The organism is Nonomuraea sp. NPDC049486 (assembly GCF_040676925.1).
Classification (GTDB): Bacteria; Actinomycetota; Actinomycetes; order Streptosporangiales; family Streptosporangiaceae; genus Nonomuraea; species Nonomuraea ferruginea.
In genome coordinates this window covers 16,858-35,787 of the sequence record NZ_JBFAPV010000033.1, presented here as the reverse complement: position 1 = coordinate 35,787, position 18,930 = coordinate 16,858, and the positions used below count along the sequence as shown (strand labels likewise).

Sequence of the window (18,930 nt, the reverse complement as noted above, 5' to 3'; positions counted from 1 at the left end):
GGCGAGGTGCTCATCCGTCAGGAGAACTACCACGAGGCCGCCTGCCAGATCATCCTCATGGCCTTCCTGCACCGCCTGGTCAACGGCGGCGGCTATCTCGATCGCGAGTACGCCGCCGGCACCAAACGCCTGGACGTACTCGTCCGCTGGCCCTACACCGGCCCGGACGGCGAACGCCTGGTGCAGCGCGAAGCGATGGAGCTGAAGGTCTGGCGAGCAGGCAAGGACGACCCCCTCTCCGACGGCCTCGCCCAGCTCGACGGGTACCTGGACCGGCTCAGCCTCACCACCGGCGTCCTGGTGATCTTCGACCGGCGCCCCGAGGCCCCGCCGTGGAACCAACGAGGCGCCTTCGAGGAGGCGACCACCCCGTCCGGCCGCCAGGTCACCGTGCTGCGGGCCTAGCGACGTGCTCCGCGATCACATCGCCGAGCCGGAGCGGCGCGTCGCCCGCGCACAGGCGGCCGAGGACCTGATCGAGCAGGCGCTCGACTGCCCGCTCCCGATCGACGAGTACCCGCGAGCGCATCGAGGCCTGGGTCCCTCCTGCCCGGTCAGTCGGGGCGGGGTGACGGGTCGGTGGTGACCGCCACCAGCAGCGGCCTGCTCAGCGCCCCGGCCCCGAGCACGCCCGCGAAGCCCAGCGCCACGCAGATCCCCAGCATGACCGCCCCGCTCAGGTTCGGGGCGCCCAGCATGAACGGCGTCGCGCAGAACACCCCGGCCGCGATCGTGCCGCCGCCCATCACGGTGAGCGGGATCAGCGTCTCGGCCCGCCGTGCCCGGTCCAGCACGGTCAGCGGGGTGCCGGCCAGCCGCAGCAGTCCGTACGTCTGACGCCGGTCGAGGACCGACGAGGCCGCGGTGATGCCCGCGCTGGCGATGGCCACCAGGAACGACACCGACAGCACCACCACCGTGCCCACCCGGACGTCGTCCAGCAACTGGAAGCCGAACCGCTGGTCGTCGGCCTCACTGGTCGGCGTCCGCCCGGGAACGAGCCCCGCCAGAGCGGTCCGCGCCCGATCGACGGCCACCACCCCGACACCGCCCCCGTCACCGGCGACCGCGTCGCCCTTGCCCGCGTCACCGGCAGCCGCGTCACCTGCGGCCGGGGCGGCGTCGCCGGTCACCGTCACCGTGACGAGCTTCTCCGAGTGCTCGACCCGGGCGGCGAGCCCGGCGTCCCGCATCCGCTCGCGCGCCTGCTCGGCGACCACCGCCGGCCGCCCCTCCACCACGGCGAGCCGGAACTCCGCGTGGGACGCCCCGCTGGAGAACGCCCCCGGGCTGAGCATCCCGAGGAACCCGGCGACGAACCCGGTGAGCGCGACCCCGCTGACCGTCCGCCAGGCCGAGCGCGGATCGTCCACGAGCCTGCGCCCCGCCAGCAGCAGAGCGGGCGTCCGGGCGAAGGCGGCGGCGACGCGGCCGATGAGGCCGACCACCCACGGCCCGGCCAGGTTGAGCGAGAGCAGGGCCAGCGCGATCGCGACCGCGATGACCGTCACACTGGCCTCCAGGCCCAGCAGGGGGAAGGCTGCCAGCACCACCAGCAGCGCGAGCACCCGCAGCGCCCGCATGCCGGGCGGCGTCTGGCGCCTGGCCACGCCCAGCGGGCTGACCACCACCCGCCGCAGCCCGGCCACCGCCGACAGCCCGACCAGCAGCGGCACCGCGACGAGCGCGCCGGCCAGCACCAGCGGGTGCGGCCACAGGTCGGCGGCGAACCACGGCCCGCCGCCGATCTCGATCCGCGTCAGCAGCGGCACGGCCGCCGCGTACGCCGCGGTCCCGGCGACCGCGCCGGCGAACGCCACGATGACCGCCTCGGCCACCGTCATCCCGACGACCTGCCCGGGCGTCGCGCCGACCAGCCGCAGCGCGGCCAGCCGCTGGTCGCGCCTGGCGACCGTGAGCCGGGCCGCGGCCCCGCCGAACACCAGCAGCGGCACCACCATGAGCACGCTCGCGATCAGCGCCAGCACCTGGTACGCCTCCGCGTCCTCCGACACCCTGCCGGTGAAGTCCGCGACGGGGGTGGGCGGCCGGCCGGCGATCCAGTCGTCGCTGCGCTCGGCGGTCATGACGGGCGCGTCCGGCCGGTGCCCGACGACGGCCACCAGCTCACCGGGGTAGGCCAGCGCCTCCTCGCCGAGCACGCCGGTCACGGCGGGGAAGCGGGCCGCGAGCTGGTCGGCGGGCAGTTCGCGAGCCAGCTCGGCCAGCGCGGGCGACAGCCACGCCTCGCCCGGCGCGGGGAAGCGGTCCAGCCCCGGCGGCGGCGCGGGCGCCTTCCCGGGCAGCGCCGCCACGTCCACGACCGTCACCCGCTCGTCCCGTACGTAGTCGAACCGGGCGGCCTCCACGGCCGTCGCGCCGCTCCCCGCAGCCACCGGGTTGCGCCACGCGTCCCGGTCGCCCCTGGCCTGGAAGGCGAAGTTGGCCGTCACCGCGAACAGCAGCAGCGCCGTGGCCACCGCGACCGCCCCCAGCGTCAGCCAGGTGCCGAGCAGGCCGCGGCGACCGCCGCCCTTGAGCAGCCGCCACGTCAGATCGAGGTTCACGCCGGCACCCCGCCCGCCAGCAGCCTGCCGTCGCGGACCTCGACCGTGCGGTCGCACCAGGCCGCCACGTTCGGGTCGTGGGTGACCACGATCAGGGAGGCGTCGTTGTGCTTGGTGGCCTCCACCAGCAGCCGCATCGTCTCGTGGCCCGTGGCCTGGTCGAGCGCCCCCGTGGGCTCGTCCGCGAACACCACGGCCGGCCTGGTCACCAGCGCCCTGGCGATGGCCACCCGCTGCGCCTGACCGCCGGACAGCTCGCCCGGCCGCCTGCCCTCCATGCCGCCCAGCCCGAGCGGGCCGAACCACTGCCGGGCGGTCCGCACCGCGTCCTGGCGGGCGACGCCGCCGAGCATGAGCGGGAGCGCCACGTTCTCCTCGGCGGGCAGCTCCGGCAGGAGCTGGCCGAACTGGAACACGAACCCGAACCGGGTGCGGCGCAGCGCGCTGCGCTTCCGTTCGCCCAGGTCGTCGATGCGCTGACCGAGCAGGTGGACCTCGCCCGCGTCCGGTTTCATGATCCCGGCCAGGCAGTGCAGCAGCGTCGACTTGCCGGAGCCGCTCGGCCCCATGATCGCCACCGCCTCCGCGGCGCGCACCGCGATGTCCACCCCGCCCAGCGCCACCGTCTGCCCGAACCGTTTGGCGAGAGCCCGCCCCACAAGCACGTCGTTCATGGCTCCGAGCCTGCCGGGACGGACGGGGGCGGCGGATCGGCCATGCGTACGGTCCGCATCGGCCGTTCGGTTGACTCTAGAGTTTGGGCGTGGCTATTCGGGTTCTCATCGCCGATGATCAGGAATTGGTACGCACCGGATTTCAGATGATTCTGGATGCGCAACCGGACATGGAGGTGGTGGCGGCCGTCGCCGACGGCGCCGACGCGGTTTCCGAGGCCAGGCGGCTGCGCCCGGACGTGTGCCTGCTCGACATCCGGATGCCCAGGCTCGACGGCCTGGAGGCGACCCGGGCGCTGGCGGGACCCGGCGTCGAGAACCCGATGCGGGTGGTCATCGTCACCACCTTCGACCTGGACGAGTACGTGTACGGGGCGCTGCGGGCGGGCGCCACCGGGTTCCTGCTCAAGGACAGCGGGCCGACGCTGCTGGTGGAGGCGGTCAAGGCGGCGGCCGGCGGCGAGTCGCTGGTGTCGCCGTCGGTGACGGTGCGGCTGCTGCGGCACCTGTCCGGGCCCCGCCGCTCCCCCGCGCCCCTGCCGGAACCGCTGACAGACCGCGAGCTGGACGTGGTGCGGCTGGTCGCCAGGGGACGCACCAACCAGGAGGTGGCGGCCGAGCTGTTCGTGTCGCTGTCGACGGTGAAGACGCACCTCGGGAGCATCTTCACCAAGCTGGGCACCAGGAACCGGGTGGAGATCGCCGCGTGGGCCTGGGAATCGGGTGTCGTGAGCTGATTAGCGGGTCAGCCTCCGGGATACAAGTGAATCAGAACCCACCGTATGGCCCGGGGGAGAACATCGTGCGCTTTGCCCAGGCACCGCCCACCAAAGCCGCTACCACGTCCGCCAGCAAGGTCGTCGGCAAGGCCGCCACCACCGTCTACGTGACACTCGCCGCGCAGGTACTCTCCCTGGGCGCTCTGGTGGTCTTCGAGCAGGTGCGCGGCAGACAGCTGGCCGCCGAGCTGGCCGAGTTCGGCGGGCGGCCGTCGGGCCCCGACGCCGACGCGCTGGCCGGCGCGGCGACGGTGTTCGCGGTGCTGCTGCTGATCGCCCTGGCCACCACGATCGCCGCCGCGGCCGCCCACACCACGTGGCTGGTGCGTGTCCGCCAGGCCGGCGCCCTGCCCGCGGCCCGGAGCACGGTCGCCGCCGCCTGGCTCATCCCGGGCGTCAACCTGGTAGCGCCGGCGGTGCTGGTGTACGAGACGTGGCGGGCGACCGGCCCGGCGGAGGAGAGCCGGCGCGGCCGGGTGGCCCTGGTGACGGGCTGGTGGCTGAGCTGGCTGGCGACGCTGGCGGTGTTCACCATCGTCCTCCCGCTCGACGCGCTCGACAGCCTCACCGGGCTGGGCTTCCTGGAGCTGGCGTGCCTGGCCCTGTCGGCCGCCCTCTGCGCCGCCACGGTCCGCCGCGTCACCCCGCAGCGCTCCCCCGCCGTCCGCCCCAGCGCCGGGTCCTCCGGCCGACCGGCCCCCGTCACCGCGGTCACCCGCCTGGGCCGGGCCTCCTGACGAGGATCAGGCCGCGGTGGGGCCGGAGCTGCCCGGGCTGGCGTGCCAGAGGCGGCGGGGCGGGTCGGTGACGGCCGGGCCCAGGTCGGCGTAGGGCGACAGGCGGAAGCCGTTGCCGTACTCGATGGCGCGGCCGCCCACCGGGCCCTGGTCGGCCGGGGGCCGGGCGAGCTCGGCGCGGACGGCGTCGAGGCCGCGGGCCCGCCACAGCGCGTCCAGGTCGGCCAGGTTCCAGCAGTCGAGGGCGCGGATCGAGACCGCGCGGGCGCCGGTGCGGCGGACCGCGCCGCGCACCAGCAGCAGCCACGACCCGAACACGGTGGCTGCGCACCGCCCCTGCACCGACTCGAAGAAGGTCAGGTCGACCGGCCCCGTCGAGTCGTCCAGGGTGGCGAAGATGATGCGCTGGCCGGAGCGGATCGCGGGCGTCTGGGTGGCCACCTTGACGCCGGCCACCAGCACCTCGGCCCCGTTGCGCGGGCCGAGCAGGTCCTTGGCGCGGGTCACGCCGAGCGCGTCCAGCAGCTCGTCGTGGAAGCTGACGACGTGCCGGCTGATGTCCATGCCGAGGATCTCCAGCTCGGCCTCGACCATCTCCGCGTCGGTCATCTCCGGCAGCTCGCCGGGGGTGACGTGCTCGGTGAAGCCGAGGGGCAGCTGGACGGCCGCCAGGTGGCGGCTCTCGGCGGGCGGCGCGGGCGCGTACCGCCTGCCGCGGCGCGGCCCCGCCCGCACGCCGATCGACGAGGCCCGCTCCAGCGCGCCGACCTGGGCGATCAGGTCGCGCCTGGTCAGCTCTCCGGGCCGCCACCGCTCGCCGTCGCCGGGCCGCAGCCCGTGCACCGCGTCCAGCCCGCCGACCTGCACGATCCGTTCCATCGTCGGCCGGGACGGGCGGGCCCGGTCCCAGAAGTCGGCGAGCGAGGTGTAGGGCCGGCCCGCCACCATGCGCTCCACCTCGGCCTCGCTGACCCCCTTGACGGCCGAGAACGGCACCCGCAGCGCGTACCCCTCGCCGATCTCCCCCGCCTCGAACGCGCGCCGGGGCCGGCCGGAGCCCTCCAGCCGGGCCGGGTCGACGCGGACCCGCACCCGCGGGCCGAGCCGTTCCACCCGCCAGTCCTTGGCCGACTTGTTGATGTCGAGCGGCAGGATCCGCACCCCGCACTGCCGCGCCTCGTCGATGATCACCCGTGCCGGGTACATGCCGGGGTCGTGGGTGAGCACCCCGGCGAAGAACGCGGCCGCGTGGTGCCGCTTGAGCCACGCCGACTGGTAGGTGGGCAGCGCGAACGCCGCCGCGTGCGCCTTGCAGAACCCGAACCCGCCGAACGCGTCCAGCACCTTCCAGGCCCGCTCCACCTCCTCGTCGCCGAACCCGTTGGCCCTGGCCAGCGGCACGAAGTGGTTGCGCACCCGGTCACGGCCCTCGGGCGTGCCGAGGGTGCGGCGGAGCATCTCGGCGAACGACAGGTCGCGGCCGGTCATCACCTGGATGATCTTCAGCACCTGCTCGTGGAAGACGACCACGCCGTGCGTCTCCTTCAGCGCCTCGCGCAGCCGCTCGTGCGGGTAGTACGGCTGCCGCCAGCCGTGCCTGGCCTCCAGGTACGGGGTCACCATGTCGGAGTTGACCGGCCCCGGCCTGAACAGGGAGATGTCGACGATCAGGTCGTGCATGGTGCGCGGCTCCAGCTTGGAGACCAGCTCGCGCTGGCCGGGCGACTCGATCTGGAAGCAGCCGAGTGTCCGGCCGGCCCGGATCATGTCGTACGTCTCCTGGTCGTCGTGCGGGACGTACCGTACGTCCGGATCGTCGCCGCTCTGGGCGTCGAGCTCGACCGTGACGCCGTCGACCCGCTTGATCTCGCCGAGCGCGTACGCGAGCGCGGACTGCATCCGCACCCCGAGCACGTCCAGCTTGAGCAGCCCGGCCTCCTCCACGTCGTCCTTGTCGAACTGCGACATGGGGAACTCCAGCAGGCTGCGCTCGACCGGGGTGAGGTCGCGCATCCCGGAGTTGCCGACCAGCACCCCGCACGGGTGCAGCGCGATGTGCCTGGGCAGCCCGTCGAGCTTCTCCGCCAGCCGGAACACCCGCTCCAGACCGGCGTCGCCGAGCCGGCTCTCGCGCAGCTCGGGCAGGTCGCGCAGGGACGCGGTGATCTGCATGGCCCGGATGTGCGGGAACGCCTTGGCAATGGCGTCGATCTCGTGCGGCGGCAGCCCCATCGCGCCCGCCACGTCGCGGATGGCGCTGCGCGCCCGGTAGGTCTCCATCATGGACACGCACGCCACCCGCGACTCCCCGTACCGGTCGAAGATCGCCCTGTAGCAGTCGAGGCGGCGCGCGGACTCCACGTCCACGTCGATGTCGGGCAGCCCGATCCGGCCCTCCGACAGGAACCGCTCCATGAGCAGGCCGTGGTCGATCGGGTTCACCTCGCCGATGCCGATGAGGTAGTTGACCAGGCTGCCCGCGCCGGACCCGCGGATGGCGCAGCGCACCCCCATCCCGCGGATCATGTCGGTGATGCCGGACACCGCGACGAAGTAGCCCGACAGCCGCTTGCGCTCGATGACGTCGAGCTCGGCGGCCGCCCGTTCCCTGGCCTCGCGGGAACGGCGCAGGCCGCGCTCGGCCAGGCCGTCCGCGACGCGGTGGCGCAGCAGCGGCACCGGGTCGCCGCCGATCTCCGGCAGGTGGAGGCGGGGCGGGCTCTGGCGGAGCGCGAGCAGCTCCACCGGGTCGGCGGCGCACGCCTCGGCGATCTGCCGGGTGGTGCGCAGCAGCCTGCCGATCCGGTCCCCGTCGTGGCCGCAGATCTTGGCGGCGACCTGGGCCATCTCCTTGCCGCTCTTGAGGTAGGCGTGGGAAGTGGTGCGTTCCAGGTGGCGCGGGTGCAGCGGGACGAGCTGGCGGGCCGCGTCGAGCACGTCGCCGACCTGGTGGTCGGCCGGGTCGAGGTAGCGGACGGCGTTGGTGAGCACGGCGGGCACGTCCATGGACTCGGCCAGGGCGAGCATCCGCAGCGCCGTGGCGGCGTCGTGGAACGCGTACTGGTCGACCAGTTCGATCACCACGCCCGGCAGCGCCTCGCGCCACCGGCCGAGCAGTGTCCGGGCATGGTCGTCGCGCCGCTCGGCCACCGCGCGGCCGACGTCGGAGCGCGGGCCGAGCAGCACCGCCAGCCCGCCGTCGCCGGCGGCGTCCCACTCGGCGGCCAGCCCGCGGGTGATGCGGGGGTCTCCGCGCTCGCCCGCGTAGTGCGCGGCCGTGACCAGCCGCGCCAGCCGCGACCAGCCGCGCGAGCGCGCGAGCACGGTCACCCGGTCCTGCGCCCCCGGCCCGGTCCGCGGCCGGGCGTCACGCCCGCTCGTCCGGCTCGGCGGGGCGATCGGCCACATGTCCGGTTCCGGATCGCCGAGGGCCAGGTTGACGCCGAACACCGGCGCGATCCCGGCGGCCGCGCACGCCTGCGCGTGTTTGACCGCGCCGTACAGCCCGTCGCGGTCGGTCAGCGCCAGGATGTCCATCCCGTGTTCGAAGGCCCGCTCCGCCAGCGCCTTCGGGAACGCGGTGCCGTAGCGCATCGAGTAGGCGGAGCTCACGTTGAGGTGCGGGAACGGCCCCGCCGTCCGGCCGCCCATCAGTCCCACGCCCGCAGGAGCAGCCAGCCGCCGCTGGCGGTGTCGAACCTCAGCTCGTACGTGCCGGCCTCGCGCCCGGGGCTGGCCTCGACCCGCCAGAACCGGCGCTCACCGGGGTCGCTCTCGCTGATCTTCCACCATTCGCGGGCCACCACCCAGTGATCGAGCACCTGGCGGACGAGATAGAGCCGGTCACGCCAGACGAACTGGGTCGGCTCCCCGTCTCTGGTCCACACCTCTATCGGATCGCCATAGAGTCTGCTCAAGTCGCTTCTCCCCGCGGCTCTGGTGCCTATGCTGAGCCACCCGGGGGAAGGCGGGCGCTATGACTCGAACATATGTTCTTACGCGCCGAAACGCAAGTCGCCCGCGTGCCGCACGAGCGGGTTCGCCCCGATCGAGTTGCGGATGCTGAAGGCCACGCTCCCCGCCCGGTAGCGGTCGTCCGAGCACTCCACCGCCCTGCCCTCGTGCGTGGTCGTCACCCGGCGCTGGCGCAGCAGCGGGCTGCCCCGCCTGACCCCGAGCAGGCGCGCGTCCCGTGTGCTCGCGGGCACCGCGTCGATGAGGTGCTCGCCGTAGGCGAACACCAGCCCCGCCGACTCGTACAGCGCCTCGGTCACGGACCCGCAGCCGGGCGGCAGCCTCTCGACGGCGCCGGCGATCCACTCCGCGTACGCGGTCCGCTCCAGCAGCACCGGCTCGTCCTCCAGGGTGCGCAGCCGCAGCACGTCGAGCACCTCGCCGGAGCCGAGCCTGGCCGCCTCGGCCGGGGTGGGCGGGCGGCGGCGCTGGGCGATCACCTGGCCGCCGTACCGGTAGCCGTTGGCCCGCGCCCACTCGGCGAAGCTGTGCAGCTCGGCGAAGCTCTGGCTGCGCGCGGTGCCGAGCACGATGCGCCTGGCCCCCTGCCGCGACCCGACCAGGCCCTCGGCGGCCAGCACGGCGACCGCCTGACGGACCGTCCCCCTGGCGGCGCCGTGGCGGGCGGCCAGCTCCGACTCGGACGGGAGCTGCGAGCCCACCGGGTGCACGCCCGAGAGGATCTCGCCCCGCAGCTCATCGGCGATCAGTTCATAGCGCGCAACCATTACCGACCACCCCAGTTCATGAAAGAGCAACGTATATGCGACTTACTGGTGCTCGCTTGTTTGTACAAGTTCCCCTACATTCCTCCCACACCCCCGGAGTGGAGGCCACGTGTTCACACCTCGCGCTCGTGCGGCAGGCGTCATCGCCGCCCTTACGGTAGTCACCGCGGCGTGCGGCGCCGCGCCAGGAACCCAGACGTCGACGGCCGCCGAAGGCGGGGTGGACGCGCGCACCGCAACCTCGGCGGCCGACTTCGGCGGCTTCGACAAGCTCGTCGAGGCCGCCAAGAAGGAAGGCGACCTGCACGTCATCGCCCTGCCGCCGGACTGGGCCAACTACGGCGAGATCATCAAGACCTTCGAGGCCAAGTACGGCATCAAGATCGAGAGCGAGGACCCGGACGCCGCCAGCGCGGACGAGATCAACGCGGTCAAGACCCGCAAGGGCCAGGACCGCGCCCCCGACGTGCTCGACCTGGGCCAGTCGTTCGCGATCAGCGGCGCCGCCGAGGGCCTGTTCGCCCCGTACAAGGTGCAGACCTTCGACAAGATCCCCGAGGGCCAGAAGGAGCCGACCGGCCTCTGGGTGAACGACTACGGCGGCTACATCTCCATCGGCTGCGACGCCAAGAAGATCGCCACCTGCCCCAAGAGCTTCGCCGACCTGCTCAAGCCCGAGTACAAGGGCAAGGTGGCGCTCAACGGCAACCCCACCAAGTCCGGCTCGGCCTTCGCCGGCGTGTACGCCGCCTCGATCGCCAACGGCGGCTCGTTCGACGACATCCAGCCCGGCATCGACTTCTTCAAGAAGCTGAAGGACGCGGGCAACTTCAACCCGGTCGAGACCACCCCCGCCACGATCGAGAAGGGCGAGACCCAGATCAGCATCGACTGGGACTACAACAACGCCGCCTACGCCCCGCAGATGGCGGCCAAGGGCCTCGACTGGCAGGTCAACGTGCCCTCCGACGGCCAGTACTTCCAGATGTACGCCCAGGCGATCAACAAGGACGCCCCGCACCCGGCGGCGGCCCGCCTGTGGCAGGAGTTCCTCTACAGTCCCGAGGGCCAGAACCTCTACCTGAAGGGCTTCGCCCGCCCGGTCCTCATGCCCGCCATGCAGGCCGACGGCAGCATCGACAAGGCGGCGGCCGAGGCGCTGCCGGCCGTCGAGGGCGAGCCGGCGTTCCCGACCTCGGAGCAGGTCGACGCGGCCAAGAACAAGCTGGCGAGCGGCTGGGACGCCGCGATCTCCGGATGAGACGGTCCCCGGGGTGGCTCGGCACGCTGCCCCTGCTCGCCTTCTACGCGTTCGTGTTCGGCATCCCGCTGGCCGCGCTGCTGGCGGGGGCCTTCACCTCGCGCGGCGAACCGACGCTGGCCAACGTGCGGCAGAGCCTGGAAGGCGGCAACCTGACCGCCATGGCCGGGAGCGTGCAGGTCTCGGCCGTGGTGGCGCTGTCGGGGGCCGTGCTCGGCACGTTCCTCGCCTACGCGGTGGTCACCTCCCGGTCCACCGCGCTGCGCAACGCGGTACTGACCGCCTCCGGCGTGCTGGCCAACTTCGGCGGCGTCCCGCTGGCCTTCTTCTGGGTGGCCACGCTGGGCAACTCCGGCGTGGTGAGCGGGCTGCTGGGGCTGCCGTCGGGGTCGCTGTACTCGTTCTGGGGCCTGGTGATCGTCTACCTGTACTTCAGCGTGCCGCTGATGGTGCTGGTGATGGCGCCGGCCCTGGACGGGCTGCGTCCGCAGTGGCGGGAGGCGGCGGCCAACAACGGCGCCACCGCCTGGCACTACTGGCGCTACGTCGGCCTGCCCGTACTGACGCCCGCCCTGCTCGGCGGGGTGGTGCTGCTGTTCGGCTCGGCCTTCGCCGCCTACGCCACGGCGGCGGCCATGGGCGCGGGCACGGTCGTGCCGCTGGTCACCCTCAAGATCGCCAACGCGCTCACCAGCGACGTGCTGATCGGCCAGGAGAACGTGGCGCTCGCCCTGAGCCTGGACATGATCGTGATCGCGGGCCTGGTCATGCTGATCTACCTGCCGCTGCAGAGGAGGACCACCCGATGGCTGCAGTGACGGGCCTGGAGCAGCCCCTCGTCACCGCCCCCGCCCGGCCGGCCCGCCCGCGCGCCTGGCGGGCCGCCGTGTTCGTGATCGCCGGGCTGTACTTCCTGGTGCCGCTCGGGGCGTCGCTCTGGTACACGATCTACACGCCCACCACCGGACTGTCCTTCGAGCCCTACGCCGAGCTGCTGACGGCGGAGGGCTTCGCGTCCAGCCTGTCGCTGTCGCTGGCGCTCGCCCTGGCCACGATCGCGCTGGTGCTGCTGCTGACGCTGCCCGCGATGCTGGCCGTCCGGCTGTTCGCGCCGGGGCTGCGGCCCCTGATGGAGGTGCTCTGCACGCTCCCGCTCGTGGTGCCGCCGATCACGTACGTGGCCGGGCTGAGCACCTCGCTGCGGGTCGGCGCCGACGTGCTCGCGCCCACCCCGTTCTGGGCCACGCTCATCGCCGTCCAGGACCCGGGCTTCCCTGTCGTGCTCGTGCTCGCGTACGTGGTCCTCGTCCTGCCGTTCGTCTACCGCTCGCTGGACGCGGGGCTGCGCACCATGGACGTGCGGACGCTGGTGGAGGCCGCGCGCAGTCTCGGCGCGTCGTGGCCGCACGTGATGTTCCGCGTGATCATCCCCAACCTGCGCTCGGCCCTGGCCAGCGCCTCGTTCCTCACGCTCGCCCTGGTGTTCGGCGAGTTCACCGTGTCCAGGCTGCTCGGCTACCAGCCGTTCGCGGTGTGGATCGTGACGATCTCCGGCTCGCGCGGTCAGGTGTCGGTCGCGGTCTCGATCCTCAGCCTGCTGCTCATCTGGCTGCTGCTGCTGGCGGTCTCCACCGCTTTCGGGAGGGAGAAGAAGTGACGTCCAAGGTGGAGTTCCGCGGCCTGCGCCGGGTCTTCGGCAAGACGGTGGCGCTGGACGGCCTCGACCTGACCATCGAGCCCGGCCAGTTCGTCGCCCTGCTCGGCCCGTCGGGCTGCGGCAAGACGACGGCGCTGCGCTGCGTGGCCGGGTTCGAGCGTCCCGACTCCGGGGCCGTGCTGGTCGACGGCAAGGACATCACCGACGTGCCCGCCAACAAGCGCGACGCCGGCATGGTGTTCCAGTCGTACTCGCTGTTCCCCAACCTGAACGCGCGCGACAACGTCGCCTTCGGCCTGCGCGTGCGCGGGGTGCCGACCGCGACCCGGCGGGCCAAGGCGGACGAGCTGCTGGAGCTGGTCGGCCTGCCCGGGCACGCCGACCGCTACCCGCACCAGCTTTCCGGCGGCCAGCAGCAGCGCGTCGCGCTGGCCCGCGCGCTCGCCCTGGAGCCGCGCGTGCTGCTGCTCGACGAGCCGCTGTCCGCGCTCGACGCCAAGGTACGGGTCGCGCTGCGCGAGGAGATCCGCCGGCTCCAGCTCGGCCTGGGCATCACCACGATCTTCGTCACGCACGACCAGGAGGAGGCGCTGTCGATCGCGGACCGGGTCGCGGTGCTCCGCGACGGCCGCCTGGAGCAGGCCGGCCCGCCCGCCGAGGTCTACGACCGGCCCGCCACCCCGTTCGTCGCCGAGTTCGTCGGCACCATGAACCACCTGCCCGGCCGGCTCGCCGGCGACGGCAAGGTGACGGTCCTCGGCCAGACGCTGCCCGTCGACGGCACCGCCCCCGCCGGCCCCGACGTCACCGTCCTCATCCGCCCGGAAGCCATCCAGGTGACCCTCGCCGCCCCCGACCCCGGCCCGGACTCCGCCCGCAGCCCTAGCCCCGGCCCCGGCCCCGGCTCCGGTGCCGGTGCCGGGTCCGGGTCCGGGTCCGGGTCCGGGTCCGGGTCCGGGTCCGGTGCCGGGTCCGGTCTGGGCGAGGTGGTGACGGCGTCGTTCCGCGGCGCGTCCGTCCGTCTCCGCCTGTTGCTGGACGGTCACGAGGTGCTCGCCGACGTGCCCGGCCACGAGGCGGCGCGGCTCGCCCCCGGCACCCGCGTCGCGATCCGCCTCGTGGAGCGTCCCGTCCTGGTGGCCGCGCGCGCCGCCCCCGTGCCCGATGCCGTCTGAGGTGCCCGCGGCCGTCCTGTTCGACCTGGACGGCACCCTCGTGGACACCGAGCCCCACTGGTGGCGGGCCACCGCGACGGTGGCCCGCGGCCTGGGCGTCGACCTGGGCCCGGACGACGAGCCGGACGTGCTCGGCCGCACGGTCGAGCACACGGCCGCCCACCTGCTCTCCCGCGCCCTCCGCTACCACGACGCCGGGGACGCCGGGGACACCGGCGACGCCCTCACCCGCGCGTTCGCCGGCGAGCTGGCCCACAGCTTCGACGTCATGCCCGGCGCCACTCCCCTGCTGCGGGAACTGACCGCCGCCCGCATCCCCACCGCCCTGGTGACCGCCTCGCCCCGCAGCATCGCCGCCCTGGTGCTCCCCCGCCTCGGTCACCGCTTCGACGAGGTGGTGGCCGCGGAGGACACCCGCCGCGGCAAGCCCCACCCGGACCCGTACCTCGAAGCCGCCCGCCGCCTCGGCGCCCATCCCTCCCGCTGCGTCGCCCTGGAAGACAGCCCGGCCGGCGTCACGGCCGCCAGCACCGCCGGCTGCCACGTCGTGGTCGTCACCCGTACAGGTCTCCCGACGCTCCGCGAGATCCGGTCGATCGCGTGAAGATCAGTCGACCGCCAGCCGTACCCCGAAGCCGACGATCACCACGCCCGTGACCCGGTCGAGCAGGCGGCGCACGGACGGCGACCGCAGCACGCCGCTCATCACCCCGGCGAAGACGATCAGGCCCGCGCTCCACACCAGCCCCTCGGCCACGTGTACGCCCGCCAGCAGCAGCCCCACCGCCGCGTGCGGCGCGTCCGGCGGGATGAACTGCGGCAGCATCGCCACGTAGAAGGCGCCGACCTTCGGGTTGAGCAGGTTCGTCACCAGCCCGCGCCGGAAGCCGGTGCGGAAGCGGACCTCTCGCGCGTCCGGCTCGTCCACGTGCGCGTCCTTCTTGACCAGCAGCATGCGCAGCCCCATCCACACCAGGTAGGCGGCCCCGGCGTAGCGGAGGACGTCGTAGGCGAGCTGCGAGGCGGCCAGCAGCGTGGCCAGGCCGGCCGCCGTCAGCAGGCCCCAGACGAGCGTGCCGAGCTGGATGCCCAGCGTCACCCCCCACGCGGGGCGCTTCCCGGACAACAGGGACGTACGGAGGATGAGTGCGGTGTCCAGTCCCGGCGTGATCGTCAATAACGCGACGACGGCGGCGAACGAGACGACCGAAGTGGTCAGGTCCATGCCGTCGAGCGTAGTCGTCACGGGATCAGCAGCAGCTTGCCCGTCGTCCGCCTCGAGGCCAGGTCCTCCTGCGCCTTGGCCACGTCAGCCAGCGGGTAGCGGTGCGACACGTTGACGCGCACCCGGCCCGAGCCGATCCACTCGAACAGGTCGGCCGCCCGCCACAGCAGCTCGTCACGCTCGGCCGTGTAGTCGGCCAGCGTCGGCCTGGTGAGGAAGAGCGACCCGGCCCGGTTGAGCCGCTGCGGGTCCACCGGCGGCACCGGACCGCTCGCGGCTCCGTACAGGACCATGAGCCCGCGCCGGCGCAGCGCCTCCAGCCCGCCGTCGAACGTGGTCGCGCCCACGCCGTCGTAGACCACGTCCACCTTGCCGCGCAGCCTCTCGGCGAAGTCCTGGTAGGTGAGCACGTCGTCGGCGCCCGCCTCCCTGGCCAGCTTCTCCTTCGCCGGGGTGGAGGCGGTCCCGTAGACGGTCGCCCCGAGCATCTTGCACACCTGGACGAGCAGTTGCCCCATGCCGCCCGCGGCGGCGTGCACGAGCACCGTGTCGCCTTCCTGCACCCGGTAGGTGGAGTGGGTGAGGTAGTGGGCGGTCATGCCCTGCAGCATCACGGCGGCGGCCACGTCCGGCGCGACGCTCTCGGGCACCGGCACCACCAGGCGGGCGGGCACCACGGCCTTCTCGGCGTAGCTGCCGAGCGCCATCGCCCACGCGACCGTCTCGCCGACGACCACGCCCTCGACGCCTGGCCCGACCGCGGACACCACGCCCGCGCCCTCGGACCCGATCGTGCAGGGCAGTTGCAGCGGGTAGGCGCCGGAGCGATGGTAGATGTCGATGAAGTTGACGCCGCTCGCGGCGACGTCGACCACCACCTCGCCGTCACCCGGCTCCGGGTCGGGCCGCTCGACGTACTCCAGGACTTCGGGGCCGCCCTGGGCGGCCAGCACGATTGCACGCATGCCCCTAGTCAACTACGAACCGTCCGGCGAGCCGGTCCGGCATGACCCTGGCGAGTCCGCCGGACTCCATCGCCACCCAGATCGCGCCGTCGGGTCCGGTGGTCAGGCCGTGCGGCTCCGACCCGGGCAGCTCGAACTCACTGATCGCGCCGTCGACCGTGATGCGGCCGAGCCGGTTCGCCGCCCACTCGGTGAACCAGAGCGCGCCGTCCGGCCCGGTGACGATCGCGTGCGGCCGGCAGGCGCGGTCGGGCAGCGGGTGCTCGGTGACCTTTCCGGCCGGATCGACGTGGCCGACCTGGCCCGCGCCGATCTCCGCGAACCAGAGCGCGCCGTCGGGCCCCGCCGTGATGTGCACCGGCGCCGCGCCCTCGGTGGGCAGCGGGTGGACGGTCACCTCACCGCCCGGCGTGATCCGGCCGACGGCCCCGGCCTGGTTGAGCGTGAACCAGAGCGCCCCGTCGGCCCCGGCCGCGATGCCCGACGGCATCCCGCCCTCGACCGGCACCGCGAACTCGTCCCGCTCCCCGCCGGCGCCGATGCGGCCGATCTTGTCGGAGCGCATGCACGTGTACCACATCGCGCCGTCGGGACCGGCCGCCATTCCGTACGGAGCCTCGGCCTCGTACGAGGTCACCTCGAACTCCGGGGTGATGCGGCCGACCCGGTCGCCCTGGTACTCGGTGAACCACATCGCCCCGTCGGCCCCCGGCGCGATCACCGTCGGCCCGCCGCCGGCCGGGTCGAGCCGGTGGAAGCTCGGCTCCTCGCCGGGGACCAGCCGCCCGACCATCCCCTGGTGCACCAGCGTGAACCAGACCGCCCCGTCGGCGCCGGTCGCGACCCCGTACGGGGCTCCTTCGGAAATTTTGATCAACATGAGGGTCCCCCCGTGAGTTCCGAGCCGCGACGCTCCAATCGCAACCTGTGTTGCTTTAGTGTGGCACGGGATCTAAAGTAAACGCAACGCCAGTTGCCTTAGGAGTGGCCGTGGAGCCCAGTAAGCGACCCGGCGGGCGCAGCGCCCGCGTCCGCGACGCCGTACGGCAGGCGACCCTCGCCGAGCTGGCCGGGAAGGGGTTCCGGGGGCTCACCGTGGACAACGTCGCCGAACGGTCAGGCGTCCACAAGACCACCGTCTACCGGCGGTGGGGCAGCGTCGAAGGGCTGATCTCCGACGCGCTGGAGCTGGCCCGCGACGAGCCCTGGCCCGTCCCCGACACCGGCGCCGTCGAGAGCGACCTGCGCGGGGTGGCCAGGCTCGTGCAGAGCGGGTTCGCCGATCCGGAGCTGGGCCCGGTGTCGTCGGCGTTCGTGGCGGCGGCCATGCAGAGCCCGGAGGCGGCCCTGGCGCTGCACGACTTCTTCCAGGCCCGCCACGAGCAGTCGGCCCAGGTGGTGCGCCGCGCCGTCGACCGCGGCGAGCTGCCCGCAGCGGTCGACGCCCACGAGGTGATCAGGGCCGCTGTGGCGCCGATCTACTACCGTCTCTTCGTCACCCATGAGCCGGCCACGGCGGCGGACGCGGACCGGGCGGCCGACGCCGCCCTGGCCGCCGCCCGGGCCGGCATCCTCTGACCCGCCGCCCGCTACCGGAAGGCGGCGGCGTTGCGCCGGGCCCACTCGGCGAACGTGCGGGGCGCCCGGCCGAGGAGCCGCTCGACGTCGGGGCTGACGCGCCGCTCGGCCGGGGTGGGCTCGCCGATGATGGACAGGGTGGTCTCGACCACGGGCTCGGGCATGAACCGCAGCATCTGCGCGCGAGCCCCCTCGCGGGTCTGCTCGGTGAACCGGATCGGCTCGCCGAGCGCCTCCCCGATCGCCTCGGCCCGTTGCCGCGGCGTGGTGAGGGCGGGTCCGGTCAGCTCGTAGACCTGGCCCGCGTGACCGTCCTCGCGCAGGGCCACGGCCGCGACCTCGGCGATGTCGTCCGGGTCGATGAACGGCAGGCCGACGTCCCCGAACGGCGCGGCGACGGCGCGCCGGGCGCGGACCGACTCGGCCCAGGCGTAGGCGTTGGAGTCGAAGCCGCCGGGCCGCAGGATCGTCCAGTCCATGCCCGACCGCCGGACGGCGTCCTCGATGGACCGCGCCGTGCTCCCGTGGGAGGACGAGCCGGGGCGGGTCGCGACTCCCTGGGAGGACAGCAGCACGACCCGCCCGGCTCCAGCGGATCTGGCGTCGTCGAGGACGCGGCCGATGACGCCGCCCGGGCTGTCGGCGGCCGCCACGAAGTCGCCGGAGATCAGCAGGAACAACGCGCCGGCGCCGTCGAGGGCGGGCCGGAGACCGGCCGGGTCGGCGAGGTCGGCGGCGAGCACGCGCACTCCCCTGGGCACGTCGGACTCGGTGATCTTCCGCGACACGGCCGTCACCGGCTCGCCCGCCTCTGTCAGCAGCCGCACCAGCGTCCGCCCGACGTTTCCGGTGGCTCCCGTCACCACGATCATGAGAATCTCCCGTTAGTTAGTTGACTGACTAACAACGACCCTAGCATGGCCCGTCTATAGTCAGTCGGGTGACTGACTCAAAGGCGCGAGCGCGAGGAGCCGACAAACGGCGGCGCCTGATGACCGCGACCGCCCGGGTCCTGCACCAGCAGGGCGTGGAGCGCACCACCATCGCCGACATCGCGCACGCCGCCGAGGTCCCCGTCGGAAATGTCTATTACTACTTCAAGACCAAGGACGAGCTGGTCCGGGCCGCCCTGTCCGAGCACGCCGACCACCTCGACCGGCTCACCGGTGAGCTCGACCGGATGCCCGACCCCCTCGAACGTCTCAAGGCCCTGGTCGCCGGGTGGATCAGCCAGCGCGACATCGCGGCCCGGTACGGCTGCCCCACCGGCACCCTCGCCGTCGAGCTGGACAAACGCGCCGAGGGAGACATGGACCTGGAGGCGGGCAAGGTCATCCGGTCGCTCCTGGACTGGGTGGAACGTCAGTTCCGCGAAGTGGGGCTGCCCCACCCGGACGACCTCGCGCTCACGTTCGTCGGCGCCTACCAGGGCATGTCCCTGCTGGCCAACGCCCTGCGCGACCCGGAGATCATGACCAGGGAGGGAAACCGCCTCATCCGCTGGCTCGATGCCCTGCCCGAGCGCGGACAGCGTGGCGGCTCGGACCCATGTTGCAGATGAGTATCTGTT

19 protein-coding genes are annotated in these 18,930 nt (G+C 73.3%); 10 read left to right on the top strand and 9 right to left on the bottom strand.

From position 1 onward, the window contains the following. Positions 1-405, top strand: a 405-nt coding sequence (locus AB0K05_RS43925; RefSeq protein WP_364237701.1) for a hypothetical protein, incomplete at its 5' end; no start/stop codon positions are given. 149 nt (positions 406-554) lie between these two features. On the opposite strand, the gene AB0K05_RS43920 is transcribed toward AB0K05_RS43925, so the two are convergent. Beyond that, positions 555-2,567: an FtsX-like permease family protein gene (locus AB0K05_RS43920; protein ID WP_364237698.1), complete on the bottom strand. Its 2,013-nt coding sequence runs from the start codon at positions 2,565-2,567 to the stop codon at positions 555-557. Continuing rightward, entirely contained in the window at positions 2,564-3,241 is a 678-nt protein-coding gene (locus tag AB0K05_RS43915; RefSeq protein ID WP_271279837.1) for an ABC transporter ATP-binding protein, read from the bottom strand. The genes AB0K05_RS43920 and AB0K05_RS43915 overlap by 4 nt, the downstream gene beginning before the upstream one ends. 89 nt (positions 3,242-3,330) lie before the next feature. Here AB0K05_RS43915 and AB0K05_RS43910 point away from each other — a divergent pair, with 89 nt between their 5' ends. Both AB0K05_RS43910 and AB0K05_RS43905 read left to right on the top strand, forming a co-directional pair. Then, positions 3,331-3,978 carry a response regulator transcription factor gene (locus AB0K05_RS43910; protein ID WP_364237695.1) on the top strand — a complete coding sequence of 216 codons (648 nt, stop codon included), beginning with the start codon at positions 3,331-3,333 and terminating at the stop codon, positions 3,976-3,978. Between the two features lie 65 nt (positions 3,979-4,043). Further along, positions 4,044-4,757: a DUF4328 domain-containing protein gene (locus AB0K05_RS43905; protein ID WP_271279838.1), complete on the top strand. Its 714-nt coding sequence runs from the start codon at positions 4,044-4,046 to the stop codon at positions 4,755-4,757. Positions 4,758-4,763: 6 nt separating this feature from the next. Here AB0K05_RS43905 and dnaE read toward each other — a convergent pair whose 3' ends face one another. The 3 genes from dnaE to AB0K05_RS43890 form a co-directional block, all read right to left on the bottom strand. Next, the gene (dnaE, locus tag AB0K05_RS43900) at positions 4,764-8,408 is read right to left on the bottom strand and encodes a DNA polymerase III subunit alpha (RefSeq protein ID WP_345483040.1); all 3,645 of its coding nucleotides are present in this window, start codon (positions 8,406-8,408) and stop codon (positions 4,764-4,766) included. After that, complete coding sequence (locus AB0K05_RS43895) at positions 8,408-8,674, bottom strand: DUF6504 family protein (RefSeq protein ID WP_148029863.1); 267 nt, start codon at positions 8,672-8,674, stop codon at positions 8,408-8,410. Before AB0K05_RS43895 ends, dnaE begins: the two co-directional genes overlap by 1 nt. A 78-nt stretch (positions 8,675-8,752) precedes the next feature. Further along, positions 8,753-9,499: a GntR family transcriptional regulator gene (locus AB0K05_RS43890; RefSeq protein WP_148029862.1), complete on the bottom strand. Its 747-nt coding sequence runs from the start codon at positions 9,497-9,499 to the stop codon at positions 8,753-8,755. 109 nt (positions 9,500-9,608) lie between these two features. Between AB0K05_RS43890 and AB0K05_RS43885 the strand changes: the two genes are divergently transcribed. The 5 genes from AB0K05_RS43885 to AB0K05_RS43865 are packed head-to-tail and all read left to right on the top strand — an operon-like array spanning position 9,609 to position 14,196. After that, a complete protein-coding gene (locus AB0K05_RS43885) occupies positions 9,609-10,760 on the top strand; it encodes an extracellular solute-binding protein (protein WP_364237691.1) in 1,152 nt (383 codons plus the stop codon). Further along, entirely contained in the window at positions 10,757-11,578 is an 822-nt protein-coding gene (locus AB0K05_RS43880) for an ABC transporter permease subunit (RefSeq protein WP_148029860.1), read from the top strand. Before AB0K05_RS43885 ends, AB0K05_RS43880 begins: the two co-directional genes overlap by 4 nt. After that, positions 11,566-12,417: an ABC transporter permease subunit gene (locus AB0K05_RS43875; protein ID WP_148029859.1), complete on the top strand. Its 852-nt coding sequence runs from the start codon at positions 11,566-11,568 to the stop codon at positions 12,415-12,417. The genes AB0K05_RS43880 and AB0K05_RS43875 overlap by 13 nt, the downstream gene beginning before the upstream one ends. After that, a complete protein-coding gene (locus AB0K05_RS43870) occupies positions 12,414-13,592 on the top strand; it encodes an ABC transporter ATP-binding protein (RefSeq protein ID WP_364237688.1) in 1,179 nt (392 codons plus the stop codon). The genes AB0K05_RS43875 and AB0K05_RS43870 overlap by 4 nt, the downstream gene beginning before the upstream one ends. A gap of 1 nt (position 13,593) precedes the next feature. Then, the gene (locus AB0K05_RS43865) at positions 13,594-14,196 is read left to right on the top strand and encodes an HAD family phosphatase (protein ID WP_364237686.1); all 603 of its coding nucleotides are present in this window, start codon (positions 13,594-13,596) and stop codon (positions 14,194-14,196) included. Between the two features lie 3 nt (positions 14,197-14,199). Here the strand turns inward: AB0K05_RS43865 and AB0K05_RS43860 are convergent, their stop codons facing one another. From AB0K05_RS43860 to AB0K05_RS43850, 3 genes are read right to left on the bottom strand one after another with little or no spacing between them, the layout of a single operon-like run. Further along, positions 14,200-14,817, bottom strand: coding sequence for a LysE family translocator (locus AB0K05_RS43860; RefSeq protein ID WP_148029857.1), 618 nt, complete (start codon positions 14,815-14,817; stop codon positions 14,200-14,202). A gap of 17 nt (positions 14,818-14,834) precedes the next feature. Then, complete coding sequence (locus tag AB0K05_RS43855; protein ID WP_148029856.1) at positions 14,835-15,782, bottom strand: quinone oxidoreductase; 948 nt, start codon at positions 15,780-15,782, stop codon at positions 14,835-14,837. A gap of 4 nt (positions 15,783-15,786) precedes the next feature. Further along, positions 15,787-16,662 (bottom strand): virginiamycin B lyase, encoded by an 876-nt coding sequence (locus tag AB0K05_RS43850; RefSeq protein WP_364237683.1) that lies wholly within the window; start codon positions 16,660-16,662, stop codon positions 15,787-15,789. A 110-nt stretch (positions 16,663-16,772) separates the two neighbouring features. Between AB0K05_RS43850 and AB0K05_RS43845 the strand changes: the two genes are divergently transcribed. Next, positions 16,773-17,360, top strand: a complete 588-nt coding sequence (locus AB0K05_RS43845; RefSeq protein WP_148029854.1) for a TetR/AcrR family transcriptional regulator — start codon at positions 16,773-16,775, stop codon at positions 17,358-17,360. Between the two features lie 11 nt (positions 17,361-17,371). On the opposite strand, the gene AB0K05_RS43840 is transcribed toward AB0K05_RS43845, so the two are convergent. Further along, positions 17,372-18,232: an NAD(P)H-binding protein gene (locus AB0K05_RS43840; RefSeq protein WP_364237680.1), complete on the bottom strand. Its 861-nt coding sequence runs from the start codon at positions 18,230-18,232 to the stop codon at positions 17,372-17,374. A 68-nt stretch (positions 18,233-18,300) separates the two neighbouring features. On the opposite strand from AB0K05_RS43840, the gene AB0K05_RS43835 reads away from it, so the two are divergent. Next, positions 18,301-18,921 (top strand): TetR/AcrR family transcriptional regulator, encoded by a 621-nt coding sequence (locus AB0K05_RS43835; RefSeq protein ID WP_364237678.1) that lies wholly within the window; start codon positions 18,301-18,303, stop codon positions 18,919-18,921. The last annotated feature ends 9 nt before the right edge of the window (positions 18,922-18,930 follow it).